The organism is Rahnella sp. NRRL B-41462, from assembly GCF_003263525.1.
Taxonomy (GTDB): Bacteria; Pseudomonadota; Gammaproteobacteria; order Enterobacterales; family Enterobacteriaceae; genus Rahnella; species Rahnella aceris.
In genome coordinates this window covers 15,491-34,262 of sequence record NZ_JYDF01000082.1, presented here as the reverse complement: position 1 = coordinate 34,262, position 18,772 = coordinate 15,491, and the positions used below count along the sequence as shown (strand labels likewise).

General features: G+C 51.7%; 16 protein-coding genes. 13 read left to right on the top strand and 3 right to left on the bottom strand.

Features of this window, described 5'->3' with window-relative positions:
- Window positions 1–7: 7 nt before the first annotated feature.
- Window positions 8–289 carry a peptidylprolyl isomerase PpiC gene (gene ppiC / locus UC14_RS18935; RefSeq protein ID WP_015690589.1) on the bottom strand — a complete coding sequence of 94 codons (282 nt, stop codon included), beginning with the start codon at window positions 287–289 and terminating at the stop codon, window positions 8–10.
- Window positions 290–464: 175 nt separating this feature from the next.
- Here ppiC and rep point away from each other — a divergent pair, with 175 nt between their 5' ends.
- Window positions 465–2,489: a DNA helicase Rep gene (rep, locus tag UC14_RS18930; RefSeq protein WP_013577540.1), complete on the top strand. Its 2,025-nt coding sequence runs from the start codon at window positions 465–467 to the stop codon at window positions 2,487–2,489.
- A 77-nt stretch (window positions 2,490–2,566) separates the two neighbouring features.
- On the opposite strand, the gene gppA is transcribed toward rep, so the two are convergent.
- Together gppA and rhlB are read right to left on the bottom strand one after the other, a co-directional pair.
- A complete protein-coding gene (gppA, locus tag UC14_RS18925; RefSeq protein ID WP_013577539.1) occupies window positions 2,567–4,057 on the bottom strand; it encodes a guanosine-5'-triphosphate,3'-diphosphate diphosphatase in 1,491 nt (496 codons plus the stop codon).
- 6 nt (window positions 4,058–4,063) lie between these two features.
- Complete coding sequence (gene rhlB, locus UC14_RS18920; RefSeq protein WP_013577538.1) at window positions 4,064–5,356, bottom strand: ATP-dependent RNA helicase RhlB; 1,293 nt, start codon at window positions 5,354–5,356, stop codon at window positions 4,064–4,066.
- Window positions 5,357–5,473: 117 nt separating this feature from the next.
- On the opposite strand from rhlB, the gene trxA reads away from it, so the two are divergent.
- From trxA to wecG, 12 genes are all read left to right on the top strand, one after another.
- The gene (gene trxA, locus UC14_RS18915) at window positions 5,474–5,800 is read left to right on the top strand and encodes a thioredoxin TrxA (protein WP_013577537.1); all 327 of its coding nucleotides are present in this window, start codon (window positions 5,474–5,476) and stop codon (window positions 5,798–5,800) included.
- Window positions 5,801–6,215: 415 nt separating this feature from the next.
- Window positions 6,216–7,475 carry a transcription termination factor Rho gene (gene rho, locus UC14_RS18910; RefSeq protein WP_013577536.1) on the top strand — a complete coding sequence of 420 codons (1,260 nt, stop codon included), beginning with the start codon at window positions 6,216–6,218 and terminating at the stop codon, window positions 7,473–7,475.
- A gap of 287 nt (window positions 7,476–7,762) precedes the next feature.
- Window positions 7,763–8,848, top strand: coding sequence for a UDP-N-acetylglucosamine--undecaprenyl-phosphate N-acetylglucosaminephosphotransferase (gene wecA / locus UC14_RS18905; RefSeq protein ID WP_015690588.1), 1,086 nt, complete (start codon window positions 7,763–7,765; stop codon window positions 8,846–8,848).
- 44 nt (window positions 8,849–8,892) lie between these two features.
- On the top strand, window positions 8,893–9,945 hold the full coding sequence (gene wzzE / locus UC14_RS18900; RefSeq protein WP_013577534.1) for an ECA polysaccharide chain length modulation protein: 1,053 nt from the start codon (window positions 8,893–8,895) through the stop codon (window positions 9,943–9,945).
- Window positions 9,942–11,072, top strand: coding sequence for a non-hydrolyzing UDP-N-acetylglucosamine 2-epimerase (gene wecB, locus UC14_RS18895; protein WP_013577533.1), 1,131 nt, complete (start codon window positions 9,942–9,944; stop codon window positions 11,070–11,072). Before wzzE ends, wecB begins: the two co-directional genes overlap by 4 nt.
- A complete protein-coding gene (wecC, locus tag UC14_RS18890; RefSeq protein ID WP_112198181.1) occupies window positions 11,069–12,331 on the top strand; it encodes a UDP-N-acetyl-D-mannosamine dehydrogenase in 1,263 nt (420 codons plus the stop codon). The genes wecB and wecC overlap by 4 nt, the downstream gene beginning before the upstream one ends.
- Window positions 12,298–13,032 (top strand): dTDP-4-amino-4,6-dideoxy-D-galactose acyltransferase, encoded by a 735-nt coding sequence (rffC, locus tag UC14_RS18885; RefSeq protein ID WP_112198180.1) that lies wholly within the window; start codon window positions 12,298–12,300, stop codon window positions 13,030–13,032. The genes wecC and rffC overlap by 34 nt, the downstream gene beginning before the upstream one ends.
- Window positions 13,033–13,036: 4 nt before the next feature.
- Window positions 13,037–14,167 (top strand): dTDP-4-amino-4,6-dideoxygalactose transaminase, encoded by a 1,131-nt coding sequence (gene rffA / locus UC14_RS18880; RefSeq protein ID WP_013577530.1) that lies wholly within the window; start codon window positions 13,037–13,039, stop codon window positions 14,165–14,167.
- A gap of 1 nt (window position 14,168) precedes the next feature.
- Window positions 14,169–15,419: a lipid III flippase WzxE gene (gene wzxE / locus UC14_RS18875; protein ID WP_013577529.1), complete on the top strand. Its 1,251-nt coding sequence runs from the start codon at window positions 14,169–14,171 to the stop codon at window positions 15,417–15,419.
- On the top strand, window positions 15,416–16,498 hold the full coding sequence (locus tag UC14_RS18870) for a TDP-N-acetylfucosamine:lipid II N-acetylfucosaminyltransferase (RefSeq protein ID WP_112198179.1): 1,083 nt from the start codon (window positions 15,416–15,418) through the stop codon (window positions 16,496–16,498). The genes wzxE and UC14_RS18870 overlap by 4 nt, the downstream gene beginning before the upstream one ends.
- Entirely contained in the window at window positions 16,495–17,874 is a 1,380-nt protein-coding gene (wzyE, locus tag UC14_RS18865) for an ECA oligosaccharide polymerase (protein ID WP_112198178.1), read from the top strand. The genes UC14_RS18870 and wzyE overlap by 4 nt, the downstream gene beginning before the upstream one ends.
- Window positions 17,858–18,598 carry a lipopolysaccharide N-acetylmannosaminouronosyltransferase gene (wecG, locus tag UC14_RS18860; RefSeq protein WP_013577526.1) on the top strand — a complete coding sequence of 247 codons (741 nt, stop codon included), beginning with the start codon at window positions 17,858–17,860 and terminating at the stop codon, window positions 18,596–18,598. The genes wzyE and wecG overlap by 17 nt, the downstream gene beginning before the upstream one ends.
- Window positions 18,599–18,772: the final 174 nt, after the last annotated feature.

The following is an 18,772-nucleotide window of genomic DNA, read 5'->3' as shown; positions in this document are numbered from 1 at the left end:
GCAGAACTTAGTTGCGGTACAAAATCTTAATGATGTGGTAACCGAACTGAGTGTGCAGCGGGCCCTGTGGCTCGATCAGCGGCGCAGAGAAAACCACTTTATCGAAAGCTGGCACCATTGCGCCTTGCTTGAATTCACCTAAATGGCCGCCTTTCTTGCCTGACGGACAGGTAGAATGTTTTTTAGCCAGTTTCTCAAAATCGCCACCGTTCTTCAGTTGTTCCAGAAGATCAAGTGCCTGTGCTTCTTCCTTTACCAGGATATGCATTGCTGCGGCAGTTTTTGCCATGATAAGACCTTTTTGCGAGAGTGTTTCCAGAGGCGTAATGTAACATCTGAAACACTGCGGGGGGAATCCGGCCTGCATTCCATACATCACAAATTGCGCCTTAAAGCCTGTCAATCTCAGGCGATGTTTCTGCTACAATCGCCGTCCTTGTCTATCAGGTGAGCAAAAATACGCCATGCGATTAAACCCCAGCCAACAACACGCCGTCGAATTCGTCACCGGACCCTGCCTGGTTCTGGCGGGGGCTGGCTCCGGTAAAACCCGTGTAATTACCAATAAAATCGCACACCTGATCCGTGAATGTGGCTATCAGGCACGTCACATTGCGGCTGTCACCTTTACCAATAAAGCCGCGCGTGAAATGAAAGAGCGTGTTGCACAAACCCTCGGTCGCAAAGAAGCGCGGGGCTTGCTTATTGCAACGTTCCACACGCTCGGGCTGGAAATCATCAAACGCGAATTTGCTGCCCTGGGGATGAAATCTAACTTCTCTTTATTTGATGATCAGGACCAGCTGGCGCTGCTGAAAGAGCTGAGCGAAAAATGGCTGGAGAACGATAAAACATTATTGCAGCAGTTGGTTTCCACGATCTCCAACTGGAAAAACGATCTGGTTGATCCTTCGCATGCCGCCGGGCTGGCGCGATCTGAACGTGATCAAATCTTTGCGCACTGCTACAGCCTTTATCACGATCATATGCGCGCGTGTAATATTCTCGACTTCGATGACCTGATCCTGTTGCCTACGTTACTGCTGCAAAGTAATGAAGAAGTGCGTGAACGCTGGCAGAACAAGTTGCGTTATCTGCTGGTCGATGAATATCAGGACACTAACACCAGCCAGTACATGATGGTGAAATTGCTGGTTGGCAACCGCGCACGTTTCACCGTTGTTGGTGACGATGACCAGTCGATTTACTCCTGGCGCGGTGCTCGACCGCAAAACCTGGTGCTGCTGAAAGAAGACTTCCCGCAGTTACAGGTCATCAAACTTGAGCAAAATTACCGTTCCACCCAGCGCATTCTGAAAGCCGCCAACATTCTGATTGCCAATAATCCGCATGTGTTCGAGAAGCGCTTGTTCTCTGAACTGGCTTATGGCGAAACGCTGAAGGTCGTGACGGCGAATAATGAAGATCATGAATCCGAGCGGGTGGTCGGTGAGCTAATTGCTCATCATTTCATCAACAAAACCGCTTATGGCGATTACGCGATTTTGTACCGTGGTAACCACCAGTCGCGTTTGTTTGAAAAAATGCTGATGCAAAACCGCATCCCGTACCGGATTTCCGGCGGCACGTCCTTCTTCTCCCGACCGGAGATTAAAGATCTGCTGGCCTATTTGCGTGTGCTGACCAATCCGGACGACGACAGCGCATTCCTGCGCATCGTTAACACGCCACGTCGTGAAATCGGCGCGGCCACCCTGCAGAAACTGGGGGAGTGGGCCAATCAGCGCAACAAAGGGCTGTTCAAAGCCAGTTTTGATATGGGGCTGAGCCAGTCTCTGACCGGACGCGGGCTGGAATCCCTGCAACGTTTCACGCACTGGATGGGCAATATCTCTGAGCTGGCCGAACGTGAGCCGGTTGCGGCTGTCCGGGATTTGATCCACGGCGTTGACTATGAAAGCTGGCTGTTTGAAACCTCGCCAAGCCCGAAAGCGGCTGAAATGCGCATGAAAAACGTTAATCAGCTGTTCAGCTGGATGACGGAAATGCTTGAGGGTACCGATCTGGATGAGCCAATGACGCTCACGCAGGTGGTCACCCGCTTCACGCTGCGTGACATGATGGAACGCGGTGAGAACGACGAAGAGCTGGACCAGGTTCAGCTGATGACGCTGCATGCTTCGAAAGGGCTGGAGTTCCCGTATGTGTATCTGGTCGGTATGGAAGAAGGTTTGCTGCCGCATCAGAGCAGTATCGATGAAGACAACGTGGATGAAGAGCGGCGTCTGGCTTATGTGGGGATTACCCGGGCACAAAAAGAGCTGACGTTTACACTCTGTCGCGAACGCCGTCAGTACGGCGAGCTGATCCGTCCGGAACCGAGCCGCTTCCTGCTGGAGTTACCGCAGGATGACCTGGCCTGGGAAAGCGAACGCAAAGTGGTAAGTGCGCAGGAACGCATGGTGAAAGGGCAAAGCCATCTGGAGAAAATTCGCGAGCAACTGGCGAAAGCGAAAGGCGGCAATTAGCCATTAAGCATGAGCCATTAAAAAAGCAGAGGCTGATGAATCAGGTCTCTGCTTTTCTAACGTTTTACAACTGCTCATTACTGTTCTTCGACAAACAGCGGCCAGTGGACATAACTTTGCCAGTGGCTTTCCTGCTCTAATTCTTCAGCGCGCAAAGGATGCTGTTCCAGCCAGCCCTGCGGCACAATCACACTCAGTTCATCATCATTAGCACGTAAACGCACAGCCGGCAGTGTGTCGTCGCGACGACGGCTGGCAAATATAATCGCCAGGCGCAGAATACGACAAAGACGTTGTGCCTGACGCGGCGGCACGGCGTTTTGCTCATTGAGCAACGGTAAATCGAGCATGTTGTTCTGGTTTTGCAGTAACGTCGCCAGCAGTTTTTTCTGTGCTGGCGTGAAACCCGGTAAATCCAGATGACGGATCAGATAGGCTGCGTGATGCGGTGCTTTCTTGAAATCGACACTCAGCCCAATTTCGTGGATCAGGCAGGCACTGTTGAGCAGTTCACGGGCACGGGCATCCAGCTTCCATTCCTGAGCCACCTGCAGCGAAAAGTTCTCGGCCAGTTGCGCCACACGCTCGGCCTGCTCGTTATCCAGCAGATAACGGCGTTGCAGATTACGCAGCGTACGCTGACGGATATCCTGCTCGATCGGCAAATGCAGCATGCCGTAAACCAGACCTTCACGCAGTGCACCACCCGCCAGTGTCATCATCTCGATGTTCAGCGTTTTGAAAATGGCGATCAGAATAGACAGTCCGCTCGGGAAAACCAGCGCACGTTCAAGGGTCAGACCTTCAATCTCCAGTTCTTCCAGCTTGCCGCACTGAATGGCGCGCTGTTTGAGCTGCTGAAGTTTAGGCAGTGTGATGCGTTCATCCATGCCCTGAGCGACCATGATTTCCTGCAAGGCTTGCACGGTACCTGAAGCGCCGACACAAATCTGCCAGCCATTGGCAATCAGCTCAGGTGCCACAGGAAGGATCATGTCGGTCGCAGCCTGTTCAGCCTGATCAAAGTTTTCTTTTGCCAGATTTCGATCTGCAAAATACTGCTCGAGCCAGGTGACGCAGCCCATCGAAAGGCTATAAAGCGTGGTGGCCTGAGCCCCAATGCCGGTCACCAGTTCGGTGCTGCCACCACCAATATCGACCACCAGACGTTTATCTGGCCCGCCCGTGGTGTGAGCAACGCCGTGATAAATCAGACGTGCTTCTTCTTCACCGGTAATGACCTGAATCGGGCAACCGAGAATTGCCTGAGCTTTACCCAGAAACTCATCGGCATTGCTGGCAAGACGCAGCGTTGCGGTGGCAACCACACGAATTTGGTCGCGCGGGATATCCTGCAATCTTTCAGAAAATAGTTTCAGACATTGCCAGCCACGCTGCATCGCTTCCTGAGAAAGCAGGTTTTGTTTATCCAGACCGGCTGCCAGACGCACTTTGCGCTTAATTCTGGCGAGGGTCTGGATACTGCCTGCCACCTCACGAACAACCAGCATGTGAAAGCTGTTAGAGCCCAGATCAATCGCTGCATACAGTGAGGTGGAACTTAACATAGGTTATCAGCCCGGACGTTTACGGTTGCTACGTGGTGCACTGCTGCGACGTGAAGACGAATTACTGTTGCGGCGCGGGCCGTTACCGGTGCGCGAGCGGGCAAGACGTTTTGCAGGAGGCAAATCAGTTAACAGCGCATCGCTGTTGTATTTACTCACCGGAATGCTGTGGCCGGTATAGGTTTCTATCGCTGGCAGATTCAGGGCATATTCTTCACACGCCAGGCTGATGGAATGACCACTCAGACCCGCACGGCCGGTACGACCAATGCGATGCACGTAGTCTTCACAGTCGTCAGGCAAGTCATAGTTAAAGACGTGTGTCACGGCAGGAATGTGCAAACCACGGGCAGCAACGTCGGTCGCAACCAGAATATCCAGCGTGCCTTTAGTGAAGTCTTCCAGAACGCGAAGGCGTTTTTTCTGCGGGACGTCACCGGTCAGCAAACCGACGCGGTGTCCGTCGGCAGCCAGATGGCCCCAGACATCTTCACAACGGTGTTTGGTGTTTGCAAAAATAATGCAACGATCCGGCCATTCCTCTTCAATCAGCGTCTGTAACAGGCGCATTTTTTCTTCATTTGAAGGATAGAACAGCTCTTCCTGAATACGGTGGCCCGTTTTTTGTTCCGGTTCGATCTCAATCGACTCGGCATTATTCATGTTTTCGAACGCCAGTTCTTTCACACGATAGGAAAGCGTTGCTGAGAACAGCATGTTCAGGCGTTGATTAGCAGGAGGCATCCGGCGGAACAACCAGCGGATATCTTTGATGAAGCCCAGATCGAACATACGGTCTGCTTCATCCAGTACCACCACCTGGATCGCGCCCAGGTCGATGTGGTTCTGTTTAGTGTAATCGATTAAACGGCCGGTGGTTCCGATCAGGATGTCCACGCCGCTTTCCAGCACTTTAAGCTGTTTGTCGTAACCGTCGCCGCCATACGCCAGACCTAATTTCAGCCCGGTAGATTCAGATAATGCTTCGGCGTCGGAGTGAATCTGCACCGCGAGTTCACGCGTAGGTGCCATGATCAAGGCACGCGGCTGGTTAGTCTGACGACCTTCCGCAGCAGGGTGAGAAAGCAGATAATGGAAAGTAGACGCTAAAAAAGCCAGCGTCTTGCCGGTACCGGTTTGCGCCTGACCTGCAACATCACGCCCAGCGAGCGTGATTGGCAATGCCAATGCCTGAATAGGAGTACAGTAATGGAACCCTTTCTTTTCAAGGGCTTCTACTGCCAGCGGGTGCAGGGCGAAGTCGGAAAACTTCTGTTCGGTCAAGTGTGTTTTGCTCATAGTGTGGTAGAATATCAGCTAACTATTGCTTTACGAAAGCGTATCCGGTGAAATAAAGTCAACCTGATGTTGGTTAATGCTACATCAACAAGGTAAAGATAATCCTTTGGAGTAAACATGAGCGATAAAATTATTCACCTGACCGATGACAGTTTCGACAACGACGTATTGAAAGCCGAAGGGCTGGTGCTGGTCGATTTTTGGGCAGAGTGGTGCGGACCATGTAAGATGATCGCTCCAATTCTGGATGAAATTGCCACTGAGTTCGAAGGCAAGCTGACCATCGCGAAACTGAATATCGACGAAAACCCAGGTACTGCGCCTAAATACGGCATCCGTGGTATTCCTACCCTGCTGTTATTTAAAGGCGGCGAAGTCGCAGCAACTAAAGTTGGCGCACTGTCGAAAGGTCAGCTGAAAGAGTTCTTAACAGCTAATCTGTAATCGGTCGGGATGACCCAAGCCAGGTGTTTAGCGGGCTGTCGTGTTTTTCACATTGTCCGCTAGACGCCTGTCAAGAAGCGTGCTAAGTTTACGCTTACTGCAAATAGAGCTTACCTGTAGTTTGATTCTTACGTTTTACTCTGTTGTGTCAAAAACATCTGCCTATAAAGTTTCTTTGAATAATAATTAAATTGAACTGGCACTGTGCTTGACCATCTAACGGTTTTGACAAAATCGGCTTTAAGACACCTTCAATATCAGCACTATCCCTCAAGAATCGCCCGCGAGCGACTACCTGCGGCTGGATTTCCGGGCTGTTATTTAAGTGTCATACAATAAACAGGCATGGATGACCCTGCCATACCCATTCACGACAGATGTTCGAGACATACCCCGAGTTTAAGAACCCACCATTATGAATCTTACCGAATTAAAGAATACGCCGGTCTCTGACCTGATTGCACTCGGCGAAAATATGGGACTGGAAAACCAGGCCCGCATGCGCAAGCAAGACATTATCTTTTCAATATTGAAGCAGCATGCGAAAAGCGGAGAAGACATCTTCGGTGATGGCGTACTGGAGATATTGCAGGATGGATTTGGTTTCCTCCGCTCCGGAGACAGTTCCTACCTCGCAGGCCCCGACGACATCTACGTATCTCCAAGCCAAATCCGCCGCTTCAACCTTCGTACTGGCGACACCATTTCCGGTAAAATCCGCCCACCTAAAGAAGGTGAACGTTATTTTGCCCTGTTGAAAGTTAACGAAGTTAACTACGACAAACCAGAAAACGCCCGCAGCAAAATCCTGTTTGAAAACTTAACCCCTCTGCACGCAAATTCACGTCTGCGTATGGAACGGGGTAACGGTTCAACAGAAGATTTGACCGCTCGCGTACTGGACTTAGCGTCTCCAATTGGCCGTGGCCAACGTGGTCTGATTGTTGCGCCGCCGAAAGCCGGTAAAACCATGCTGCTGCAAAACATCGCGACCAGCATTGCGTATAACCACCCTGATTGCGTACTGATGGTTCTGCTGATTGACGAACGTCCGGAAGAAGTGACCGAGATGCAGCGTCTGGTGAAAGGCGAAGTTATCGCTTCCACCTTTGACGAACCGGCATCCCGACACGTTCAGGTCGCCGAAATGGTGATCGAGAAGGCGAAGCGTCTGGTTGAGCATAAGAAAGATGTGATCATTCTGCTGGACTCCATTACCCGCCTGGCACGTGCTTACAATACCGTGGTACCGGCTTCAGGCAAGGTACTGACCGGTGGTGTGGACGCCAACGCCTTGCACCGTCCAAAACGTTTCTTCGGTGCTGCGCGTAACGTGGAAGAGGGCGGCAGCCTGACCATCATCGCTACTGCGCTGGTCGATACCGGTTCTAAAATGGATGAAGTTATCTATGAAGAATTTAAAGGTACCGGTAACATGGAATTACATCTGGCGCGTAAAATCGCTGAAAAACGTGTATTCCCTGCCATCGACTACAACCGCTCTGGTACCCGTAAAGAAGAGCTGTTGACCACTTCTGAAGAACTGCAAAAAATGTGGATCCTGCGTAAAATCATTCATCCGATGGGTGAGATTGATGCGATGGAATTCCTCATCAACAAGCTTGCAATGACTAAGACAAATGACGACTTCTTCGACATGATGAAACGTTCGTAATTTGGTGTAACGTCAGATCAACGCCACGCACAGTCGTGGCGTTTTTTGCTTTTGGTGGCTACCATAATGCTACTTTGGGAAGATTGTCAGACTATTCGGATAATAGCTGATGGTTTTCCACGTGCCCTTTCTTTACTTTGTCGGTTGATTGCCCAAGAAATGGCAGCAGATAAGGTCTTGCCCGAGACAAAACCATAACTGCCACCATAGGATATGATTTAAGGCTGTGAGGTTTATGATGCTTTCGACTCCACACACCTTATTTTTGCAGAAGAGAATTCTTAACTGTGAATTTACTCAATATGAGTACTGAGCTAGCTGTTGTTTTCGTATTTTCATTCCTCTTTTTATTCGTTGCCCGGAAGGTAGCGAATAAAATCGGACTTGTTGATAAGCCAAATTTTCGTAAGCGTCACCAGGGACTGATCCCACTGGTGGGTGGGATCTCTGTATTTGCTGGCGTTTGCTTTGCCTTTCTGATCACCAGTTATACCATCCCCCATGGCTATCTTTACCTTGCCTGCGCCGGACTACTGGTATTAGTCGGTGGTCTGGATGACCGTTTCGATATCAGTGTCAAAACCCGGGCGATGGTTCAGGCTGTGGTCGCTGTTGCGATGATGAGTTTTGCTAACCTCACCCTTCGCAGCCTCGGACATCTGATTGGTCCCTGGGAAATGGTATTAGGCCCGTTTGGCTATCTTGTCACCCTGTTTGCCGTTTGGGCTGCTATTAATGCCTTCAACATGGTCGACGGTATTGATGGCTTACTGGGTGGCTTGTCTTGTGTCAGCTTTGGTTCGTTAGGCATTATCATGTACGACAGCGGACACATGGAACTCGCGTTCTGGTGCTTCGCGATGATTGCCGCGATCATCCCCTATATTTTACTCAATCTGGGTGTTTTAGGGCCCCGTTACAAAGTCTTTATGGGTGACGCTGGCAGCACGCTGATAGGGTTTACTGTCATCTGGATCCTCCTGCAAAGTACGCAAGGTGAATCTCATCCGATGAATCCGGTGACGGCACTTTGGCTTATCGCTATTCCCCTGATGGACATGGTTGCCATCATGTACCGACGCCTTCGCAAAGGAATGAGCCCGTTCTCAGCGGATCGTCAGCACATTCATCATTTGATCATGCGTGCAGGTTTTACTTCTCGCCAGGCTTTCGTCTTAATTACCGTCGCTGCCGCCATTCTGGCGGGGATTGGCGTGGTGGGCGAACATCTGAGTTTTGTTCCCGAATGGATAATGCTGGCTTTATTCTTCGTTGCCTTCCTGGTGTACGGCATTTGCATCAAGCACGCCTGGCGCGTGGCGCGGTTTATTAAACGGGTTAAAAGACGTTTGCGCCGTTCCTCTAATCAATAATCACTCTTTTAAGCAAGGGCATACTGGCTGTGGATAAACCAGAAATGATGAGAAACCAGAACGAACACGCCATCGAGAACGAGCTTGATATCCGTGGGTTGTGCTGCACTTTATGGAACGGAAAATTCTGGATTGCAGGTCTGGCGATACTCTTTGCCTTAATCGCCCTGGGTTCGTCTTACCTGATGAAACAGGAGTGGAGTTCCACGGCGATCACGGATCGACCTACGGTCAATAATCTTTCGTCCTATTTCTCGCAGGCACAGTTTCTGCGTAATTTGGATGTGCATAACGCGCCGCAGTCAGACGCCAGCAGGCCACCCATTTCTGATGAAGCCTACAACGAGTTTGTCATGCAACTCGCGGCTTATGACACCCGCCGGGATTTCTGGCTGCATAGCCCTTATTACAAGCAACGTCAGGAAAATGATGCGCGTGCTGATGCCGTTTTGCTGGATGAAATGATCAATGACATTCAGTTTACTGCCCGTGATGTACCGAAAGTGCCGAACGATATTGTGAAACTCACTGCGGAAAACGCCGCTGATGCTAATAAGCTTTTACGCCAGTATGTCGATTTTGCCAGCCAGCGTGCTGCACAGCATCTGTATGATGAACTGGAAGGTGCGTGGGCGGCACGAACGCAGTCAATGAAAGCGCAGGTCAAACGTCAGGAAGAAGTTGCTCAGACTATTTTCAAGCGCACCACGCATAATACTGAGCAGGCACTGAAGATTGCTCAGCAGCAAAACATTCATAAAAGTGTGACTGACACCCCCGCTGAAGAATTACCGGATTCCGATATGTTCCTGCTGGGTGTGCCCATGCTCAAGGCCCGTCTTGAATTACTGCAAGCATCCGGTCCGGGATATGATCTGGACTACGATCAGAACCGTGCGATGCTGTCGACCCTCAACGTCGGGCCAACGCTTACGGCAAAATTCCAGACTTATCGTTATTTGAGAACGCCTGAAGAACCTGTAAAACGTGACAGCCCGCGCCGGGCATTACTGATGATTATGTGGGGCATTGTCGGTGGTTTAATCGGGGCTGGCGTTGCCCTGACTCGCCGTAAAAATAAGAGAAACACATTGTGAAAGTGTTGACGATTTTTGGCACTCGTCCGGAGGCCATCAAAATGGCCCCGCTGGTGCTTGCTTTGTCGCAGGATGCGGCTTTTGAATCTAAAGTTTGTGTTACGGCTCAACACCGTGAAATGCTCGATCAAGTATTGCGCCTCTTTGAAATTACTCCGGATTATGATCTCAACATCATGAAACCAGGGCAGGGTCTGACAGAAATTACCAGCCGGATCCTGACCGGGCTTAAGCCTGTTCTGGATGAGTTCAGGCCTGACATTGTGCTGGTTCACGGTGATACCACCACGACGTTATCTGCCAGCCTTGCGGCGTTTTATCACCAGATCCCCGTCGGGCATGTTGAAGCAGGCCTGCGTACCGGAGATCTGTCTTCTCCGTGGCCGGAAGAAGGCAATCGCCTGTTAACAGGTCATCTGGCGAAATGGCACTTTGCGCCCACCGAGAATGCCAGTGCCAATTTGCAGCGGGAAAATATTGCCGGAGAGAATATTTTTGTCACTGGAAATACGGTGATTGATGCACTGCTCTGGGTTCGCGACCGCTTTAACAGCGATGCCTCGCTGGCCCAGCAACTGGCTGATAACTATCCATTTCTTGATGCGAACAAAAAGCTGATTTTGGTGACGGGCCACCGCCGTGAAAGTTTTGGCGAAGGCTTTGAGCGGATTTGCTCGGCCCTGGCGGAAATTGCGTGCAAGCACCCTGATGTACAAATTGTTTATCCGGTGCATCTCAACCCCAATGTCAGCGAGCCGGTGAACCGCATTCTGCAAAGCATCGACAATATCGTGCTGATTGATCCTCAGGATTATCTGCCGTTCGTTTATCTGATGGATAAAGCCTATCTGATCCTGACCGACTCCGGCGGCGTGCAGGAAGAAGCGCCTTCACTGGGCAAGCCCGTGCTGGTGATGCGTGAAACCACAGAACGTCCGGAAGCGGTTGATGCCGGAACAGTCCGGCTGGTGGGTACAAATCCCGCTAAAATAGTCGAGGAAGTGAACCGTCTGCTGAACGATGAAAACGAATACAACAGCATGAGCCGGGCGCACAATCCTTACGGCGACGGGCATGCCTGCCGCCACATTCTTGACGCATTGAAAAATCATTGGGTATCACAATGAGTTTTAACACTATCTCTGTTATCGGACTGGGCTACATCGGTCTGCCAACCGCCGCCGCTTTTGCCTCACGCCAGAAAAAGGTGGTGGGTGTTGATATCAATCAGCATGCCGTGGAGACGATTAACCGCGGTGCGATCCACATTGTTGAACCCGATCTCGACCTTCTGGTCAGACAGGCGGTTGATGCGGGATTTTTGCGGGCAGTGACTCAGCCTGAACCTGCGGATGCTTTCCTGATCGCTGTCCCGACGCCATTTAAGGGCGATCATTTACCGGATATGAAATTCGTCGAATCTGCTGCACGTTCTCTGGCGCCGGTTCTGAAAAAAGGCGATCTGATCATTCTGGAGTCCACGTCACCAGTGGGTGCGACAGAGCAAATGGCCGCCTGGCTGGCAGAAGTCCGCCCTGACCTGAGCTTCCCTCAGCAGGCCGGTGAGCAATCCGATATCAATATTGCCTATTGCCCGGAGCGCGTGTTGCCAGGGCAGGTGATGGTTGAACTGATTAAAAATGACCGCGTGATTGGCGGCATGACATCAGTTTGTTCACGGCGTGCCAGCGATTTGTATAACATTTTTCTCGAAGGCGAATGTGTTATTACCCACTCCCGCACTGCCGAAATGTGCAAGCTGACGGAAAACAGTTTCCGCGACGTAAACATTGCCTTTGCTAATGAATTGTCGCTGATTTGCGATGCGCAGGGCATTAACGTCTGGGAACTGATCAGCCTGGCGAACCGCCATCCACGGGTAAATATTTTGCAGCCGGGTCCGGGTGTGGGCGGGCATTGTATTGCGGTTGATCCGTGGTTCATTGTTGCGCAAAACCCTGAGCTGGCAAGAATTATCCGCACGGCGCGTGAAGTGAACGACAGCAAACCGCACTGGGTGGTGGAGCGCGTGAAAGCGGCACTGGCAGATTGCCTGACTACCACGGGCAAACGTGCAGCCGACATCAAAATCGCCTGCTTTGGTCTGGCGTTTAAACCGAATATTGACGATCTCCGTGAAAGCCCGGCAGTGGAAGTGACGCACCTGATTGCCGACTGGCACGCCGGAGAAACCTGGGCGGTTGAGCCTAATGTGCATCAGCTTCCTGCTTCTCTGGCGGACAAAGTGACGTTACATCCCCTTGATCGCGCGCTGGCAGAAGCCGATCTGCTGGTGATGTTAGTCGATCACAAGCCGTTTAAAGCGATCCCTGCTGATCAGGTCCGGCAGTCATGGATTGTGGATACCAAAGGCGTATGGCGATAAACCTGCCTTTGCACGGCAATATCGCCCCGCTCGAATGGGAGAGTGATTTCTTCCAGCTCAACAGTGCGCGTCTGACGCCAGAGGCCTCTGCCGGTGAAATCACGCCGCAGAGGCTGGAACAATATGCGCTGGTGCAGTCGAAAGTGGATGCGTCACAAACGCACACGCTGGACGCACTTTCTGCGCTGGGTTTCCGGCTGGCAGAAGGTGAAACGGACATTTGTGTCGCGGTGACGACGCAAGATAATGCGCTGACGGCCGGGCGTCTGGCGGTACCGGACAATATTGCGGATGTGACCGCGATTGCCCGTCAGGCTTTTCATCTCAGCCGTTTTCGCGCGCCCTGGTATCAGCCTGATGACAGCGCCCGTTTCTATGCGATGTGGTCGGAAAAGGCGGTGCTGGGTACGTTCGACCATCTTTGTCTTTGGGCCGATGACGAGCAGGGCAATGCGCTGGGTTTTGTCACCTTGCGTCGTATTTCGCAAGACGAAGCAAGAATTGGCCTGCTGGCTGTCAGACCTGAATATCAGGGGCAGGGAGCGGGCAAAAAGTTAATGGCGGCTGCGAAAAAATGGTGTGCTGAACAGGGCGTGTCGCGAATGTATGTGGCCACGCAAACCGGCAATATCGCGGCCTTAAATCTTTATCTCGCCAGCGGTGGCAAAGTTATCCGCACGGCGTACTGGTTGTACAGGTGAAACGATGATCCCTTTTAATGCGCCACCGATTGCGGGTACTGAAATTGATTTCATGCGCGAGGCGATGAACAGCGGCAAACTGTGCGGTGACGGCGGGTTTACCCTGCGCTGCCAGAAATGGTTTGAACAGCGTTTCAACTGTCCGAAAGTTTTGCTCACGCCGTCCTGTACGGCCTCGCTGGAAATGGCCGCGTTGCTGCTGGATATTCAGCCCGGCGACGAAGTGATTATGCCGAGCTTCACGTTTGTTTCGACGGCCAATGCGTTCGTTTTGCGCGGTGCGAAGATTGTGTTTGTGGATGTCCGCCCGGATACCATGAATATTGATGAAACCCTGATTGAAGCGGCTATCACGGAGAAAACGAAAGTGATTGTCCCGGTGCATTACGCGGGCGTGGCCTGTGAAATGGACACCATTATGGCACTCGCCGAAAAACATCATCTGTTTGTGGTGGAAGATGCCGCGCAGGGCGTGATGTCGACCTACAAAGGCAAAGCGCTGGGCACTATAGGTCATATCGGCTGTTTCAGTTTTCACGAAACCAAGAATTACACGGCGGGTGGCGAAGGCGGGGCAACGCTGATTAACGATCCGGCGCTGATTGACCGTGCTGAAATCATTCGCGAAAAAGGCACTAACCGCAGTCAGTTCTTCCGCGGTCAGGTGGATAAATACACCTGGCGCGACATTGGTTCCAGCTATCTGATGTCCGATTTGCAGGCTGCGTATCTGTGGGGAAATCTGGATGCGGCTGAAAAGATTAATCAGCGCCGTCTGGCAATCTGGAATCAGTATTATGAGGTGTTGCAGGATCTGGCCGATGCAGGCCGCATTCAGTTGCCTTCGGTTCCACAAGATTGTGTGCAAAACGCCCATATGTTCTATGTGCGCCTGAACGATATCGACGACCGCGATGCCTTTATTCGTCACATGAAAGCGGCCGATATTCTCACCGTATTCCATTACATCCCGCTGCATGCTTGTCCGGCGGGCGAAAATTTTGGTCGTTTCGCGGGTGTCGATCGTTTCACGACAAAAGAGAGTGAGCGGCTGGTGCGTTTACCGTTGTTTTACAACATGACCGATGACACGCAGCGCGTCGTGATTGCGGCCATGCTGCAATATTTCGCCTGATATGTCGCTGGCAAAAGCATCAGTCTGGACCGCCGGTTCTACGCTGATTAAAATTGGTGCCGGGTTGCTGGTGGTGAAATTGCTGGCCGTAACCTTCGGCCCTGAAGGCGTGGGGCAGGCAGGCAATTTCCGCCAGCTCGTAACCGTACTTGGCGTTCTGTCCGGTGCAGGTATTTTCAATGGTATAACCAAATACGTTGCCGAATATCATCAGGATCCTGAGCGGCTCAAAGCCGTACTCGGCACGTCGTCTTCGCTGATTTTGGGTTTCTCGACGCTGCTGGCCACCATCTTTTTGCTGGCCGCCGGGCCCATCAGTGTCGGGTTGTTCGGGCACGATCGCTATCAGGCCGTTGTCCGGGCCGTGGCCTTTATCCAGATGGGCATTGCTTACGCCAACTACTTTCAGGCCATCCTGAAAGGTTATCGTGATGCGATGGGTAATGCGCTGGCCGTGATTGGCGGCAGTCTGATTGGTTTACTGGCCTATCTGTTGTGTTTCAAACTGGGTGGCTATGAAGGCGCGCTGGCCGGGCTGGCGCTGGTGCCTGCACTGGTAATACTCCCTGCGGGTGGCATGGTGTGGCGACGAAAATCCTTTCCGCTGGCCTACTTAAAACCGGGCTGGGATCGCTTTATCGCCAGCCATTTGGGGAAATTTACCCTGATGGCGCTGATCACGTCTGTTACGTTGCCCGTGGCGTATGTGATGATGCGAAATCTGCTGGCGGAGCATTACAGCTGGAAGGATGTGGGGATCTGGCAGGGCGTCAGCAGTATTTCTGATGCCTATTTGCAGTTTATCACCGCTTCTTTCAGCGTGTATTTATTGCCGACGTTATCGCGCATGACTGACAAACGCGATGTCTCGCGTGAAATCGTTAAGTCGCTAAAATTTGTTCTGCCCGCCGTGGCGGCCGTCAGTTTTACTGTCTGGCTGCTGCGCGACTTCGCCATCTGGTTGCTGTTTTCAACACAATTTATCGCAATGCGCGATTTGTTTGCCTGGCAGTTAGTCGGTGACGTACTGAAAGTCGGCTCGTATGTTTTTGGCTATCTGGTGATTGCGAGAGCGTCTCTGCGCTTTTACGTGCTGACTGAAATCAGCCAGTTTGCGTTACTGACGGGTTTTTCACATTGGTTGATCCCGATACGGGGTTCTCTTGGCGCCGCGCAAGCGTATATGGCGACGTATGTCGTTTATTTCGCCCTGTGCTGTACCGTATTTGTTATTTATCGTAGACGAGCATGACAACGCTGATTCACGTTTTGGGATCTGACATTCCCCACCATAATGTCACCGTGCTGCGCTTTTTTAATGATGTTCTGGCCGAATGTGCGCCTGAAAAGCTGATTTATCATTTTATGGTGGCGGCAGCGGATGCATCAGCATTTGCTGAATTCACTCGTCTGGATATTCGTGTTTATCCGGACAAAAAATCGCTGGCCGATGCGGTTATTTCCCGCGCCCAGGATCGCACACATCACTTCTTCTTCCATGGTCAGTTCAACCCGACGCTCTGGCTGGCGCTGCTGACCGGCAAAATTAAGTCGCAACAGGCCAGCTGGCACATCTGGGGTGCCGATCTTTATGAATCGGCAGGTGGTCTGAAATTCCGTCTGTTCTATCTGATGCGTCGTCTGGCACAGGGACGTATCGGCCATGTTTTCGCTACCCGCGGCGATCTGATTTATTTCCATCAGCGACATCCGCGTGTACCGTCCTCATTACTGTATTTTCCGACGCGCATGGATCCGTCACTGACGCTTCCAGCCGGTCAGCCTGAACCGACAGGGCCGATGACGGTGCTGGTCGGCAATTCCGGTGACCGCACTAACCGACATATTGAAGCGCTGCGTTCGTTGCATCAGCAGTTTGGTGCGGATATCCGGGTGATTATCCCGATGGGGTATCCGGCCAATAATCATGCGTACATCGACCAGGTGCACAGTGAAGCGTTGAAACTGTTTGCGCCCGAAAACATTGAAGTGATGACTGGCTCGATGCCTTTTGCTGATTATCTTGATGTGCTGCGCCGTTGCTCGCTGGGGTATTTTATTTTCGACCGCCAGCAGGGTATCGGGACGCAGTGTTTGCTGATTCAGTTCGGCGTGCCGTTTGTGGTCAGCCGTCAGAACCCGTTCTGGCAGGATTTGGCGGAGCAAAATCTGCCGGTACTGTTTTATGGTGACGCGCTGGATGCCAGAACCGTGGCCGAAGCGCGCCGTCAGTTGCTGAACACGGATCGGGAGAATATCGCCTTCTTCAACCCGAATTACATCGCGGGCTGGCAACAGGCATTACTGCTGGCGGCAGGAGAAACATCATGACAATGGCACAGCTTGGCGGCCTGTCTGTCGTTTATGCGTTCTCGCTGTTGTTCATTCTGACGCTGACTTATAAAGAATTCCGCCGCGTACGTTTTAACTTCAACGTCCTGTTTTCGCTGTTGTATCTGCTGACATTTTATTTTGGTTTTCCGCTGACCTGTCTGCTGGTTTTCCAGTTCGATGTCAACGTCGTACCGGTTGAAAACCTGTTACAGGCGATGCTGGCCGCAACCTGTTTTTACGGTATTTATTATGTCAGCTATAAAACGCGGCTCAGGGCGAAACATGAAGGCCCGTCCCGCCCGCTGTTTACGATGAACCGTGTCGAAACCCACCTCACCTGGATGTTGCTGGCGCTGATTGCGGTGGTGACGGTTTCTATTTTCTTTGCGCATAACGGCTTTTTGCTGTTTAAGCTCAAGTCGTACAGCCAGATTTTTTCCAGTGATGTGTCCGGAGTTGCGCTTAAACGCTTCTTCTATTTCTTCCTGCCGGCGATGCTGGTGGTGTTCTTCCTCAAACCCAATCCGCAGCGCTGGCTGTTTTTCCTGGTGAGTACCGTCGCATTTGGCCTGCTGACGTACATCATCGTCGGCGGGACGCGCGCGAATATTATCATCGCGTTCGCACTGTTTTTGTTTATCGGCATTGTACGCGGCTGGATTAGTTTGTGGATGCTGGCGGCGGCAGGCGTACTGGGTATCGTCGGTATGTTCTGGCTGGCACTTAAACGCTACGGATTGAATGTCAGCGGCCCCGAGGCGATTTACACGTTCCTTTATCTGACGCGTGATACGTTCTCGCCATGGGAAAATCTGGGGCTGTTGCTGCAAAATTACGACAAAATTAGTTTTCAGGGGCTGGCGCCTATTGTCCGTGATTTCTACGTCTTTATCCCCGGCTGGCTGTGGCATGACCGTCCGGGCGTAGTGCTCAACACGGCCAACTATTTCACCTGGGATGTGCTCGACAACCATTCCGGTCTGGCCATTTCGCCGACGCTAATTGGCTCACTGGTTGTGATGGGCGGCGTTTGGTTTATCCCGCTTGGCGCAGTGGCTGTGGGCATGATCATTAAATGGTTCGACTGGCTTTATGAAAAAGGCAAAGCCGACACCAACATTTATAAGGCCGCCATTTTGCAAAGTTTTTGCTTTGGTGCTGTGTTCAATATGATCGTACTTGCCCGCGAAGGCGTGGATTCCTTTTTCTCGCGGGTGGTGTTTTTCTGTGTCGTATTCGGCGCCTGCCTGATTGTCGCAAAACTGTTGTACTGGATGTTTGACGCTGCCGGGCTGATACGTGCCAAAATGCCGGTCAGGAAAAACCTCATGGAGCCTTTGGCAGTAAGGAAGATGGATGAATTTGGAGAATAAAATCCCGCAATACGACATCCGTGGGATCCGCCTTTGGGGCTTTCGCAATATGGCGCATTTTCTCGATTATCTTTTTGCCGGTCATCAGGTGAAAAACGGTTCGCTGGTGGCGATAAATGCAGAGAAAGTGCTGACGGTCGAAAGCAATCCTGAAATGCGTACGCTGATCGAGCACGCGGAATTTAAGTACCCTGACGGGATCAGCATTGTGCGGGCTATACGGCGTAAATACCCGCAGTCACACGTCTCGCGTATCGCGGGTGCTGACCTCTGGGAAGGGCTGATGGAGCGAGCAGGCCGTGAAGGAACACCGGTCTTTCTGATAGGCGGTAAGCCGGAAGTACTGGCGCAGACAGAAGAAAAGCTACGCGCCAAGTGGAACGTCAATATTGTCGGTAGCCAGAATGGTTATTTTGTGCCGGAACAGCGCGAGGCATTGTTCGAAAGGGTGAAAAGCAGCGGCGCGGCTATCGTGACCGTGGCAATGGGTTCACCAAAACAGGAAATCCTGATGCGCGATTGCCGCCTTGTGCATCCTGATGCGCTTTATATGGGCATCGGCGGAACCTATGACGTCTTTACCGGACATGTTAAACGTGCGCCTAAAATCTGGCAAAATCTGGGGCTGGAATGGCTCTACCGGTTGATTTTACAGCCGAGCCGTTTACGTCGTCAGCTCAAACTGCTTAAATTTATCCGTTATTACTACACCGGTCGTCTGTAATACTTGCGCCGTGGCTGATCTTCAGCGCGGCGTTTTACCTCTCATTTCACTCCATCGTTTACTGTCGTTTTCACCCTGACATGTCTACCCGTGCGGATCTTTCTCAATTGTGATTTGCAACTCATGCTGAAATGCGGAACCATAGCGCCGTTTTTCCGCCCTATATGGGCATCA